Origin of the sequence: Streptomyces sp. NPDC020681, from assembly GCF_044334895.1 — a bacterium.
Lineage (GTDB): Bacteria > Actinomycetota > Actinomycetes > Streptomycetales > Streptomycetaceae > Streptomyces.
In genome coordinates this window covers 16501-28998 of the sequence record NZ_JBIRTX010000032.1, presented here as the reverse complement: position 1 = coordinate 28998, position 12498 = coordinate 16501, and the positions used below count along the sequence as shown (strand labels likewise).

Sequence of the window (12498 nt, the reverse complement as noted above, 5' to 3'; positions counted from 1 at the left end):
TAGAAAGCGCTTGCTACAGCGGTATCTAGGGAACACGGCCATAAAGAGGGAACCGTCCCGGCATCAAAGGACATGGAGGCTACTTCGTGACACGCAGGACAGTGCGGATCGCCATGAACGGCGTGACGGGACGGATGGGATACCGCCAGCACCTCGTGCGCTCCCTTCTCGCCATCCAGGAACAGGGCGGACTCGACCTCGGCGACGGCGACGTCCTGTGGCCCGAGCCCGTTCTCGTCGGCCGACGCGAACACGCGCTGCGCGAGATCGCCGAACGGCACGGCCTCGCACACTGGACGACCGACCTCGACGCCGTACTCGCCGACGACAGCGTGGAGATCTATTTCGACGCGCAGGTCACCTCCGCCCGGGTCGCCGCGATCAAGCAGGCCGTCGCCGCGGGCAAGCACATCTACACCGAGAAGCCGACCGCGACCGACCTCGCCGGGGCCCTGGACCTGGCGCGCCTCGCCCAGGCGGCCGGCATCCGGCACGGCGTCGTGCAGGACAAGATCTTCCTGCCGGGTCTGCTGAAGCTGAAGCGCCTGGTGGACGGCGGGTTCTTCGGCGAGATCCTGTCCGTACGGGGCGAGTTCGGCTACTGGGTCTTCGAGGGCGACTGGCAGGAGGCGCAGCGCCCGTCCTGGAACTACCGCTCGGAGGACGGCGGCGGCATCGTCGTCGACATGTTCCCGCACTGGGAGTACGTACTGCACGAGCTGTTCGGCCGGGTCACCAGCGTGACGGCGCAGGTCGCCACGCACATCCCGGAGCGCTGGGACGAGCGCGGCAAGCCGTACGCCGCGACCGCCGACGACTCCGCGTACGGCATCTTCCAGCTGGCGGGCGGCGCCGTCGCGCAGATCAACTCCTCCTGGGCGGTACGGGTGATGCGCGACGAACTCGTGGAGTTCCAGGTCGACGGCACACACGGCTCCGCGCTCGCGGGCCTGCGGCGGTGCCGCGTGCAGCACCGCAGCGCCACGCCCAAGCCCGTGTGGAATCCGGACCTGCCTGCCACGGAGTCCTTCCGCGACCAGTGGCAGGAAGTCCCGGACAACAGGGAGTTCGAGAACGGCTTCAAGGCGCAGTGGGAGCTGTTCCTGCGCCATGTCGCGCTCGGTGAGCCGTACCACTGGGACCTGCTGGCGGGCGCGCGCGGTGTGCAGCTCGCCGAGCTGGGCCTGCGCTCCAGCGCGGAGGGCCGCCGCCTCGACGTGCCGGAGCTGACCCTGTGACCGCAAGGTGCGGGGCTCACGTCGTGACCGCGAGGAGCCGGGCCGGCGCCGCGACCGGCCGACTGCCGGAGGCGACGCTGTGACTATCCGACTCCCGGGCACGGACGGGCAGTTGCGCCCGTACACCCCACGGGCCGAGCCGCTGCGGTTCACCGAGGGCGGCGCGTTCACCTCCCGTACCGTCTTCTCCGCCGCGCACGTCGTCGCCGACCCGTACGCCGACACGAGCCCCGACTCGCCCGCCGCCGTCGACTGGGACGCCACGCTCGCCTTCCGCCGCCATCTGTGGTCGCACGGTCTCGGCGTCGCCGAGGCGATGGACACCGCGCAGCGCGGGATGGGCCTGGACTGGGCGGGCGCGGCGGAGCTGATCCGGCGCTCGGCGGCGGAGGCGAAGGCGGTGGGCGGCAAGATCGCCTGCGGGGTGGGCACCGACCAGCTGACCGGGCCGGCCGCGGACCTCGCGACCGTACGCGCCGCGTACGAGGAACAGCTCGCGCTCGTCGAGGAGACCGGCGCGCAGGCGATCCTGATGGCGTCCCGCGCGCTCGCGGCGGCCGCGCGCACTCCGGACGACTACCGCGACGTCTACGGTCATCTGCTGCGCCAGGCGAGCGAGCCGGTCGTGCTGCACTGGCTGGGCCCGATGTTCGACCCGGCGCTCGACGGTTACTGGGGCAGCGCCGATCTGGACACCGCCACCGCCGTCTTCCTCGACGTCATCGCCGCGCACCCCGACAAGGTCGACGGCATCAAGATCTCGCTGCTCGACGCAGGCCGCGAGATCGCCCTGCGCCGGCGGCTGCCGGACGGCGTGCGCTGCTACACCGGCGACGACTTCAACTACCCCGAACTGATCGCCGGCGACGAACGCGGCTTCAGCCACGCCCTGCTCGGGATCTTCGACCCGCTGGGCCCACTGGCTGCCGAGGCGGTACGGATCCTGGACACCGGCGACACCGACGGGTTCCGCAAGCTCCTCGACCCGACGGTCGAACTCTCCCGGCATCTCTTCCAGCCGCCGACCCGTTTCTACAAGACGGGCGTGGTGCTGCTGGCCTGGCTCGCGGGCCGTCAGACGCACTTCACGATGGTCGGCGGCCTCCAGTCGGCACGCTCGCTGCCGCACCTCGCGCGGGCGTACGAACTGGCCGACGGGCTGGGCCTGTTCCCGGACCCGGACCTGGCCGCGACCCGGATGAAATCCCTGCTCAGCGTGTACGGAGTCGAGGTATGAGTGACCTGAGTCGGTTCAGCATCAACCAGATGACGGTGAAACAGCTGACGCTGCCCGAACTCACCGAATCCTGCGTGCGGTTGGGCATCGGCGGAGTCGGCCTGTGGCGTGAGCCGGTCCAGGCCCACGGCGTCGAAGCGGCGGCCAAGCTCGTACGGGACGCGGGCCTCACGGTCACCAGCCTCTGCCGCGGCGGCTTCTTCACGGCGATCGACCCGGCCGAACGGGCCCGCGCGCTCGCCGACAACCGCGCCGCGATCGACGAGTCGGCGACGCTGGGCACGGACACCCTGGTCCTGGTGTCGGGCGGACTGCCCCGGGGCAGCCGCGACCTGGCGGGCGCGCGGGAGCGGATCGCGGACGCGCTGTCCGAACTCGGCCCGTACGCGCAGGAGCGCGGCGTACGGCTGGCGATCGAACCGCTCCACCCGATGTACGCGTCCGACCGCTGCGTGGTCTCCACGCTGACCCAGGCGCTCGACCTGGCGGAGCGCTTCCCGTCGTCGCAGGTGGGCGTGGTGGTGGACACGTACCACATCTGGTGGGACGACACGGCCCCGGCGGCGGTTGCGAGAGCGGGCGCGTCCGGCCGTATCCACGCCTTCCAACTGGCGGACTGGACGACGCCGTTGCCCGCCGGCGTGCTGAACGGCCGCGGCCAGATCGGCGACGGTTCGATCGACATGAGGGAGTGGCGGGAGAGGGTGGCGGCGGCGGGGTACCGGGGCTGGGTGGAGGTGGAGCTGTTCAACGAAGGGCTGTGGGCGCGGGACGGCGCAGAGGTCCTGGAGGAGACGGCGGCCCGGTACGCACAGTTCGTGCTCTAGAGCCGTGCGTCCGGTGATCGGCCGAGGAGGATGCCACGCCCGGCGTAGAAGCGCTCCAGCTCGGTCCACGGGACGCGGGCGAACTCCTGCGAGTGATCGGGAAAGCCGGACGGATTGTGGATCAGGAGCTCGTCGTCCGTGGCCCCGACGGCGAGCACCAGATGTCCGCCCTTGCGCGGCGGCGCCGGATCGAGATGCCGGATGGACGGGTGTACGGAGATGATGGCCAGCCTGCCGTCGGCGAGATGCTTGGTGATCTCCGCTGCCGGCAACTCCGGCCGTACGTCGGCGGCCAGCCCCCACCGCTGCCGCGCATACGCGGCGAACGGCGCGTAGATCAGCCCGTCGAGGCCGTCACCGCGCTGCACATACGCTCCGGCGTCCACGCACTCCCGCGCCAACTCCATCGCGGACGGCACCGCGTGCCCCCAGTGGCCCAGCGCCATCCGCAGACACGCCATCCCGCACAGCCGCCACGACCACCACTCGTACTCCTCGGCGGTCGAGGCCCCGTACTCCCGCCAGAGCGGATCCTCGGTGGCCGGCATCCGCCGCGACACGATCTCGGGCACGAGCCGGGCGGAGGCCCACTGGGCGTAGTAGGGCACGGGGTGCACGATCGACTCAGGCATGGGGTCCAGTCTGCCCGGGTCGTGCGGGGGAGTCCGTCGAGAAAGAACGTCGGGAAAGAACGTCGGGAAAGAATCTTCATTCATGACCGAAACGCTCCGACCTGCGCCTTTCGTCCCCTTGTTGAGGGAATCCGCGAGTCCGCAAAAATAACTGCCCGCAGTCGTGCAACCCTTTCGCGGTGAGGCGGGTCGTACCTGTCATCAAGGCTTCCGGGGAGGGATCTGGGGGGATCGGGGAGTCCTTGACGGGAGGGAATGGGAAGGGGCCCGGTCGTTTCGACCGGGCCCCCAACGCTGTCCCGGGGTCCCGGCCCCGGGCCCCGACCGCAGAGCCGTGGCAGCGCCCGTACCGGAGTTGTCCACAGGCGGCCCGCACTGTCCGACCCCGGCGGTAGCGTCGGATCATGTCCAATCTGGCAGTGGTCGAAGGGGTCCTCGAGCGGATCACCTACGCCAACGAGGAGAACGGGTACACGGTCGCCCGCGTCGACACCGGTCGTGGTGCCGGCGATCTCCTCACGGTGGTCGGCTCGCTGCTCGGCGCGCAGCCGGGCGAGTCCCTGCGCATGGAGGGCCGCTGGGCCTCCCATCCGCAGTACGGCAAGCAGTTCACCGTGGAGAACTACACGACGGTCCTCCCCGCCACCGTCCAGGGCATACGCCGCTATCTCGGCTCCGGTCTGATCAAGGGCATCGGCCCTCGCATCGCCGAGCGCATCGTCGACCACTTCGGCGTCGACACCCTCGACATCATCGAGCTGGAGCCGAAGAAGCTGATCGAGGTACCCGGACTCGGCCCGAAACGCACGAAGTTGATCGGCGCCGCCTGGGAGGAGCAGAAGGCCATCAAGGAGGTCATGATCTTCCTCCAGGGCGTCGGCGTCTCCACCTCCATCGCCGTGCGTATCTACAAGAAGTACGACGACGCCTCGATCTCGGTCGTGAAGAACCAGCCGTACCGGCTCGCCGCGGACGTCTGGGGCATCGGCTTCCTCACCGCCGACAAGATCGCCCAGGCCGTCGGCATACCGCACGACAGCCCGGAGCGGGTCAAGGCCGGCCTGCAGTACGCCCTGTCCCAATCCACCGACCAGGGCCATTGCTTCCTGCCCGAGGAGCAGCTGATCGCGGACGCGGTGAAGCTGCTCCAGGTGGACACCGGCCTGGTCATCGAGTGCCTCGCCGAGCTCGCCACGGACGAGGAGGGTGTCGTACGGGAGACGGTGCCGGCCCCCGACGGCGGGGAGCCGCTGACCGCGGTCTATCTCGTGCCTTTTCACCGCGCGGAGCTGAGTCTCGCCGCCCAGTTGGCCCGGCTGCTGCGGGCCTCCGACGACCGGCTGGGGGCGTTCCGGGACGTCGAGTGGGACAAGGCTCTGGCCTGGCTCGCGGAGCGCACGGGCGCCGAGCTGGCGCCCGAGCAGAAGGCGGCGGTCCAGCTCGCGCTCACCAGTCGGGTCGCCGTGCTGACGGGCGGTCCGGGCTGCGGAAAGTCCTTCACCGTACGGTCGGTGGTGGAGCTGGCCCGAGCCAAGAAGGCGAAGGTGGTGCTCGCCGCGCCGACCGGCCGGGCCGCCAAGCGGCTCGCCGAGCTGACCGGCGCCGAGGCCTCGACCGTGCACCGGCTGCTGGAGCTGAAACCGGGCGGCGACGCGGCGTACGACCGGGACCGGCCGCTGGACGCGGATCTGGTCGTGGTGGACGAGGCGTCGATGCTCGATCTGCTGCTGGCCAACAAGCTGGTGAAGGCGGTCGCACCGGGCGCGCATCTGCTGCTGGTCGGGGACGTGGACCAACTGCCGAGCGTCGGCGCGGGCGAAGTGCTGCGGGATCTGCTCGCGGACGGCGGTCCGGTGCCCAGCGTCCGGCTCACCCGGATCTTCCGGCAGGCCCAGCAGTCCGGCGTCGTCACCAACGCGCACCGCATCAACTCCGGGGTGCAGCCCATCACTTCAGGGCTGTCCGACTTCTTTCTCTTCGTGGAGGAGGAGACGGAGGACGCCGGCCGGGTCACCGTGGATGTGGCGGCCAACAGGATTCCGGCGAAATTCGGTCTCGATCCGCGGCGCGATGTGCAGGTTCTCGCGCCAATGCACCGCGGACCCGCCGGCGCCGGCACGCTCAACGGCCTTCTCCAGCAGGCGATTACACCCGCGAGACCCGATCTCGCCGAGAAGCGCTTCGGCGGCCGGGTCTTCCGGGTCGGCGACAAGGTCACCCAGATTCGCAACAATTACGAGAAAGGCAAGAACGGCGTCTTCAACGGCACGGTCGGCGTGGTCACCTCGCTCCACCTGGACGATCAGCGGCTGACGGTGCTGACGGACGAGGACGAGGAGGTTCCGTACGACTTCGACGAGCTGGACGAGCTGGCACATGCGTACGCCGTGACCATCCACCGCTCGCAGGGCAGTGAGTACCCGGCTGTGGTGATCCCGGTCACCACCGGAGCGTGGATGATGCTGCAGCGGAACCTCCTCTACACGGCGGTCACCCGGGCCAAGAAGCTTGTCGTGCTGGTCGGCTCCCGTAAGGCGATAGGACAGGCAGTGCGCACCGTTTCCGCAGGCAGACGCTTCACCGCTCTCGACCACCGGCTGTCCGGCGGCTGACGCGGCGGAACTCCGCCGGCCGGGGGAGCCCTCCGGCTCCCGAGGGTGGGAAATGCCACCCCGGCTTCCGGAGCCAGGGCGAACGGGGCAAGATGAGCAGGTTGGCGGCACTGAGTGCCGCCGATAGGCCCAATGGTCGACCCCGAGTGCACTCTCCTGAGCCAAATGGGGGATGGTAGAGACAGTCAGGGCACCTCGAAGAAGAGGCACTACGTCGGTGAGGGATGACGTGAGCGACAACTCTGTAGTACTGCGGTACGCGGACGGTGAATACACCTACCCGGTGGTCGACAGCACCGTCGGTGACAAGGGCTTCGACATCGGGAAGCTCCGAGCCCAGACCGGTCTGGTGACCCTGGACAGCGGCTACGGCAACACGGCCGCCTATAAATCCTCGATCACCTACCTCGACGGCGAGCAGGGCATCCTGCGCTACCGCGGCTACCCCATCGAGCAGCTGGCCGAGCGCTCCACCTTCCTCGAGGTGGCGTATCTGCTGATCAACGGCGAGCTTCCGACGGTCGACGAACTTTCCGCCTTCCGGGGCGAGATCACCCAGCACACGCTGTTGCACGAGGACGTCAAGCGGTTCTTCGGCGGATTCCCGCGCGACGCCCACCCGATGGCGATGCTGTCCTCCGTGGTCAGCGCGCTGTCGACGTTCTACCAGGACAGTCACAACCCGTTCGACGAGAAGCAGCGCCATCTCTCCACGGTCCGGCTGCTCGCCAAGCTGCCGACGATCGCGGCGTACGCCTACAAGAAGTCGATCGGCCACCCCTTCGTCTACCCGCGCAACGACCTCGGGTACGTCGAGAACTTCCTGCGCATGACCTTCTCGGTGCCGGCCCAGGAGTACGACCTCGACCCGGTCGTCGTGTCCGCACTCGACAAGCTGCTGATTCTGCACGCGGACCACGAGCAGAACTGTTCGACCTCCACCGTGCGCCTGGTCGGCTCCTCGCAGGCGAACATGTTCGCCTCGATCTCCGCCGGCATCTCGGCCCTGTGGGGCCCGCTGCACGGTGGCGCCAACCAGTCGGTGCTGGAGATGCTCGAGGGCATCCAGGCCAACGGCGGCGATGTCGACTCCTTCATCCGCAAGGTGAAGAACAAGGAGGACGGCGTCCGCCTGATGGGCTTCGGCCACCGCGTCTACAAGAGCTTCGACCCGCGGGCGAAGATCATCAAGGCCGCGGCGCACGATGTCCTCTCGGCGCTCGGCAAGTCCGACGAGCTGCTCGACATCGCGCTCAAGCTGGAGGAGCACGCGCTCTCCGACGACTACTTCGTCTCGCGCAACCTCTACCCGAACGTGGACTTCTACACCGGCCTGATCTACCGCGCCATGGGCTTCCCGACCGAGATGTTCACCGTGCTCTTCGCGATCGGCCGGCTGCCCGGCTGGATCGCCCAGTGGCACGAGATGATCAAGGAGCCCGGTTCCCGCATCGGCCGTCCGCGGCAGATCTACACCGGCGAGGTCCTGCGCGACTTCGTCCCGGTCGAGGCCCGCTGAAGGCCGCTTGCGCGGCGGTAGGGCACGGCTGAGCCCGGCGTGCGGCGGGCTGGTACACCGCGAGCCGGGTGCGCGGCTGGGCGGGTACGGCACCGCGAGCCGGGTGCGCGGCACGCGGTGCAAGCCGGTCCGAGACCACCCGCGTGCGGGCTACGGCGCTCCAGGCGCACAGGCACGTGGGCTGAACGCTGAACCAGTACCTGACCGGTCATACCCGGTGAACGCAACCGCGTAGAACGCGGAAAGCGCCCCGCTGCCGATCCCCCCACGGGTCGACGGGCGGGGCGCTTCCCATATCCCCGGAGCGGATTCCCCCCACGGGATCCGGCCGGGTGTCTCTGCTGGGCTGCAGAAGCTCCTCACGCGGTCTGCCGGGGTACGTACGCACGGGAGGGCCGCTCAAAGCTCCCCGGGCACGTGCCCCGGCCAACGCTTGCCTGGGACGTCCCCCAAGACATCCCATGAACGTCCCCCAAGACGTTCTCGGCATCGCCCATTCAGACTCGCGAGGAGCCTCAATGGTTACCCCCAATATTCTGTGATCTAGCTCTCTTTGTGAAGGTCTTGTGCGTCACATGTAGTCACTTGAAGGAGCGAAGTCGCAGGCTGTTGGTCACCACAAATACGGACGAAAAGGCCATGGCAAAACCCGCGATCATGGGGTTGAGCAGGCCTGATGCCGCGAGAGGCAGTGCGGCGACGTTGTAGCTAAAGGCCCAGAAAAGATTGCCTTTGATTGTGGCAAGCGTCCGACGGGCGAGACGGATGGCATCGGCGGCGGCCCGCAGATCTCCTCGTACGAGCGTCAGGTCACCGGCCTCGATGGCCGCGTCCGTGCCCGTGCCCATCGCCAGACCGAGGTCGGCGGTGGCGAGCGCGGCCGCGTCGTTCACGCCGTCGCCGACCATCGCCACGCTGCGGCCCTGTGCCTGCAGCTCCTTGATCACATCGACCTTGTCCTCCGGCATGACCTCCGCGTACACCTCGTCGATGCCGACCTCGGCCGCGACCGACTCGGCCACCGCCCTGTTGTCGCCGGTCAGCAGCACCGGGGTGAGGCCCAGGGCCCGCAGCCGGGCGACCGCCTCGGCGCTGGTGTCCTTGACCGCGTCGGCGACCGTGAGGACGCCGAGCAGCTTGCCGTCCCGGGCCGCGAAGACTGCCGTACGGCCGTTGGCCCCGGCCACGTCGGCGCGCGCCGCTTCGGGCAGCTCGCGGGAGAGCTCCACGCCGGCCCGCTCGAGCAGCCGCGCCCGGCCGACCAGCACCTCGTGGCCCTCGACCGTGCCTCGTACGCCGAGACCCGGGACGTTCTCGAAGGATGTCGGGACCGGCAGCGGACCGACGCGCTCCGCGGCTCCGTCGGCGACGGCGCGCGCGATCGGGTGCTCCGAGGAGTGCTCCAGTGCGCCCGCGAGGCGCAGCAGTTCGAGCTCGTCGGCGGCTTCGAAGGTTTCGCCGGTTTCGCCGGTTTGGGCGGCGTACACGTCCTGAAGGCGCATCCGTCCGGTCGTGACCGTGCCGGTCTTGTCCAGGACGACCGTGTCCACCCTTCGAGTGGACTCCAGGACCTCAGGGCCCTTGATGAGGATGCCGAGCTGCGCGCCGCGCCCGGTGCCGACCATGAGGGCGGTCGGCGTCGCGAGCCCCAGAGCGCACGGGCAGGCGATGATCACCACGGCGACGGCGGCCGTGAAGGCCGCGGTCACGTCGCCCGTGACCAGCAGCCAGCCGGCCAGCGTGCCGACCGCGAGCAGCAGCACCACGGGCACGAAGACGGCGGAGATCCGGTCGGCGAGGCGCTGCACCTCCGCCTTGCCGTTCTGGGCGTCCTCGACCAGCCGGGCCATCCTGGCCAGCTGGGTGTCGGCGCCGACCCGGGTGGCCTCGACGACGAGCCGGCCGGCGGTGTTGACGCAGCCGCCGGTGACCGCATCGCCCGCGGCGACATCCACCGGCACGGACTCGCCCGTCAGCATCGAGGCGTCCACGGCGGACGAGCCGTCGACGACCGTGCCGTCCGTGGCGATCTTCTCGCCGGGGCGCACGACGAAGCGGTCACCGATGCTCAGCCGGGCGACCGGAATCCGTACCTCCGTGCCGTCGCGCAGTACGGAGACGTCCTTGGCGCTCAGCTGCATCAGCGCGCGCAAAGCCGCACCGGCCTTGCGCTTGGAACGGGTCTCCAGATAGCGGCCGAGGAGGATGAAGGTCACCACGCCCGCGACGACCTCGAGATAGATCGCGGACGAGGGGTCGGTGCGCGAGACCGTGAGGTCGTAGCCGTGCTGCATCTCGGGCATTCCCGCATCGCCGAAGAACAGCGCCCAGAGGGACCATCCGAAGGCGGCGAGGGTGCCGACGGAGACCAGGGTGTCCATGGTGGCCGCGCCGTGCCGGAGATTGGTCCAGGCGGCCTGGTGGAAGGGCAGCGCGCCCCAGACGACGACGGGGGCGGCGAGGGTCAGTGAGAGCCACTGCCAGTTGTCGAACTGCAGGGCGGGCACCATCGCCATGAGGACGACGGGCACGGAGAGTACGGCGGAGACGATGAGGCGCCGGCGCAGTGCGTCGGTGGCCGGGTCGGTGTGCGCGGCGTCGTCGGACGTGGCCTCTTGGCGGCGCGTGACTCCGGCGTCGGGTTCGGGCTCGGGCGCGGGCGCGGGTATCGGGGGCTGCTCGGCCGAGTAGCCGGTCTTCACGACGGTGGTGATGAGGTCGGCGATCTTCACGTCGGACCGGTAGGAGATCTTCGCCTTCTCGGTGGCGTAGTTGACCGTGGCGCTGACGCCGTCCATGCGGTTGAGCTTCTTCTCCACACGAGCGGCGCACGAGGCGCAGGTCATCCCGCCGATGGCGAGTTCGACCTGGTCGGTTGCCAACTGGTCGGTTGCCAGCCGGTCCGTTGCCAACTGGTCCGTTGCCACCTGATCCGTTTCGACCTGGGACGTTTCCACGTTCGGGACTCCAGAGAACGAGGCCGGGCCGTACTCGACCAGTATCGAAGGGGTCGGTACGGCCCGGCGGGAGGGCTGGTGGAGCGGGGAGCGCTCAGGCCTGGCCGACGAGCTCGTACCCGGCCTCGTCGACGGCCTCGCGTACGGCCTTCTCGTCGAGCGGGGCTTCGGAGACGACCGTCACCCGGCCTGTGGCGGCCACGGCGGTCACCGAGGTGACGCCGGCGAGTTCGGAGATCTCGCCGGAGACGGCACCCTCGCAGTGGCCACAGGTCATTCCGGTGACCTGGTAGACGGTGGTGACGCCGCCGATCTGCACATCGGCCGCGCCGGTGCCACAGGCGCCACCGCCGCAGCAGCCGGAGGCGGGGGCGGTCTGAGAGAGCTCGGTCTCCGCGGTCATGTCGTTCTCCTTGTACGTCTTGCGGGAGGTGCACTCATGGTGCGCCAGGGGCCTCCGGGGCACCCGGGACCCTGCGACACTCCCCATCGTATACCCCTAGGGGGTAGGTGCGGGACGACGTCTTACGGGTTTCCCTGTCCGTCGGTCGCCTCGGCGGCGCAGAGGTAGGGGTCCAGGTACCGGAACATGACCTTCTTGATCTCCGTGACGTATGCCTGCCGCTCCTCGCCCTCGTGCGAGAGCACCAGATCGAGGCCGGCCTTGAAGATGGTGAAGGTCATGGTGACGATCTTGCTGAGCTCGTCGGGAGGGGCGTCGGGCAGATAGCCCGCGATGACCTCCTCGATCCGGGCGAGCAGTCCGTCGTGGATGGAGTTGAACTCCTGGGTGATCTGGCCGGGGGTGTCCGGGCCGTGGATCAGTACGGCGAACGCCGGATTCTCGTAGTTGAACGCGAAGAGCGGGTCGAGCACGGCGTCGAGCAGCTCGTTGAGCGGCAGTTGGAGGTTGGCGGCGCCGAGGGCCGCGCCCTGGGACTCGCGCCACTGCTGGAGGAGGCGGCCGCCGAGTTCGATGGCGATGGCCTCTTTGTTCGGGAAGAACTGGTAGAGCGTGCCGGGGGAGACGCCTGCCTCGCGGGCGATGGCGTTGGTGCTGGCGGCGGTGTAGCCGGAGGTGCAGAAGACGTTCGCGGCGGCGTCGAGCAGCTGCGCGATACGGCGCTCTCCGCGGGCCTGGCGGCGGCGCGGCTTGGCGGCGGGCTCGGCGGAATGCTTGGCGACGGGCTCGGCGGAAGGCTCGTTGACGGGCTCGACCGCCGGCTCGGCGGCGGCGGTGGTTGTCGCGTCTGCCGCGGGCGGTGTCGTCTCGGTGTCCGTCGTGGCGGGCGCCGGAGGCGTGGGCTCCGGTTTCCTGTGCTCCGGCACGTGAAATCCCCAGCTTCCTGAAGCGGTTGACAAACGCGAGTGGTCGCTCGCATTCTTGATTAATGCGAGCGATTGCTCGTGTTTGCCATTCTATGGCAATGGTCGACCCATGCTGCCTGACGGGAAGCCTGCGCATGGGCCACGGTG

Annotated in this window: 9 protein-coding genes; 5 read left to right on the top strand and 4 right to left on the bottom strand. The window is 69.3% G+C overall.

Annotated elements, in window-relative coordinates:
- Window positions 1-86 precede the first annotated feature (86 nt).
- The 3 genes from ACH4YL_RS38035 to ACH4YL_RS38025 all read left to right on the top strand — a co-directional run bounded on the left by ACH4YL_RS38035 (window position 87) and on the right by ACH4YL_RS38025 (window position 3302).
- Window positions 87-1238: a Gfo/Idh/MocA family protein gene (locus ACH4YL_RS38035; protein ID WP_398512106.1), complete on the top strand. Its 1152-nt coding sequence runs from the start codon at window positions 87-89 to the stop codon at window positions 1236-1238.
- Window positions 1239-1317: 79 nt separating this feature from the next.
- Entirely contained in the window at window positions 1318-2475 is a 1158-nt protein-coding gene (locus ACH4YL_RS38030; protein WP_398512105.1) for a dihydrodipicolinate synthase family protein, read from the top strand.
- Window positions 2472-3302, top strand: coding sequence for a sugar phosphate isomerase/epimerase family protein (locus ACH4YL_RS38025; RefSeq protein WP_398512104.1), 831 nt, complete (start codon window positions 2472-2474; stop codon window positions 3300-3302). Before ACH4YL_RS38030 ends, ACH4YL_RS38025 begins: the two co-directional genes overlap by 4 nt.
- Here the strand turns inward: ACH4YL_RS38025 and ACH4YL_RS38020 are convergent.
- Window positions 3299-3934: a C39 family peptidase gene (locus ACH4YL_RS38020; RefSeq protein ID WP_398512103.1), complete on the bottom strand. Its 636-nt coding sequence runs from the start codon at window positions 3932-3934 to the stop codon at window positions 3299-3301. The genes ACH4YL_RS38025 and ACH4YL_RS38020 overlap by 4 nt on opposite strands.
- 404 nt (window positions 3935-4338) lie before the next feature.
- Here ACH4YL_RS38020 and ACH4YL_RS38015 point away from each other — a divergent pair, with 404 nt between their 5' ends.
- Window positions 4339-6546, top strand: a complete 2208-nt coding sequence (locus ACH4YL_RS38015) for an ATP-dependent RecD-like DNA helicase (RefSeq protein WP_398512102.1) — start codon at window positions 4339-4341, stop codon at window positions 6544-6546.
- A 229-nt stretch (window positions 6547-6775) separates the two neighbouring features.
- Complete coding sequence (locus ACH4YL_RS38010) at window positions 6776-8065, top strand: citrate synthase (protein ID WP_398512101.1); 1290 nt, start codon at window positions 6776-6778, stop codon at window positions 8063-8065.
- 581 nt (window positions 8066-8646) lie between these two features.
- On the opposite strand, the gene ACH4YL_RS38005 is transcribed toward ACH4YL_RS38010, so the two are convergent.
- The 3 genes from ACH4YL_RS38005 to ACH4YL_RS37995 form a co-directional block, all read right to left on the bottom strand.
- Entirely contained in the window at window positions 8647-10911 is a 2265-nt protein-coding gene (locus ACH4YL_RS38005) for a heavy metal translocating P-type ATPase (protein ID WP_398512117.1), read from the bottom strand.
- Window positions 10912-11116: 205 nt separating this feature from the next.
- A complete protein-coding gene (locus ACH4YL_RS38000; protein WP_398512100.1) occupies window positions 11117-11425 on the bottom strand; it encodes a heavy-metal-associated domain-containing protein in 309 nt (102 codons plus the stop codon).
- 122 nt (window positions 11426-11547) lie between these two features.
- The gene (locus ACH4YL_RS37995; protein WP_398512099.1) at window positions 11548-12351 is read right to left on the bottom strand and encodes a TetR/AcrR family transcriptional regulator; all 804 of its coding nucleotides are present in this window, start codon (window positions 12349-12351) and stop codon (window positions 11548-11550) included.
- Window positions 12352-12498 lie beyond the last annotated feature (147 nt).

Bases quoted from the DNA above. Each gene is read 5' to 3' on its own strand.
- ACH4YL_RS38005 (WP_398512117.1), bottom strand. From the start codon at position 10,911: ATGACCTGCGCCTCGTGCGCCGCTCGTGTGGAGAAGAAGCTCAACCGC.
- ACH4YL_RS38000 (WP_398512100.1), bottom strand. From the start codon at position 11,425: ATGACCGCGGAGACCGAGCTCTCTCAGACCGCCCCCGCCTCCGGCTGC.
- ACH4YL_RS38015 (WP_398512102.1), top strand. From the start codon at position 4,339: ATGTCCAATCTGGCAGTGGTCGAAGGGGTCCTCGAGCGGATCACCTAC.
- ACH4YL_RS38025 (WP_398512104.1), top strand. From the start codon at position 2,472: ATGAGTGACCTGAGTCGGTTCAGCATCAACCAGATGACGGTGAAACAG.
- ACH4YL_RS38020 (WP_398512103.1), bottom strand. From the start codon at position 3,934: ATGCCTGAGTCGATCGTGCACCCCGTGCCCTACTACGCCCAGTGGGCC.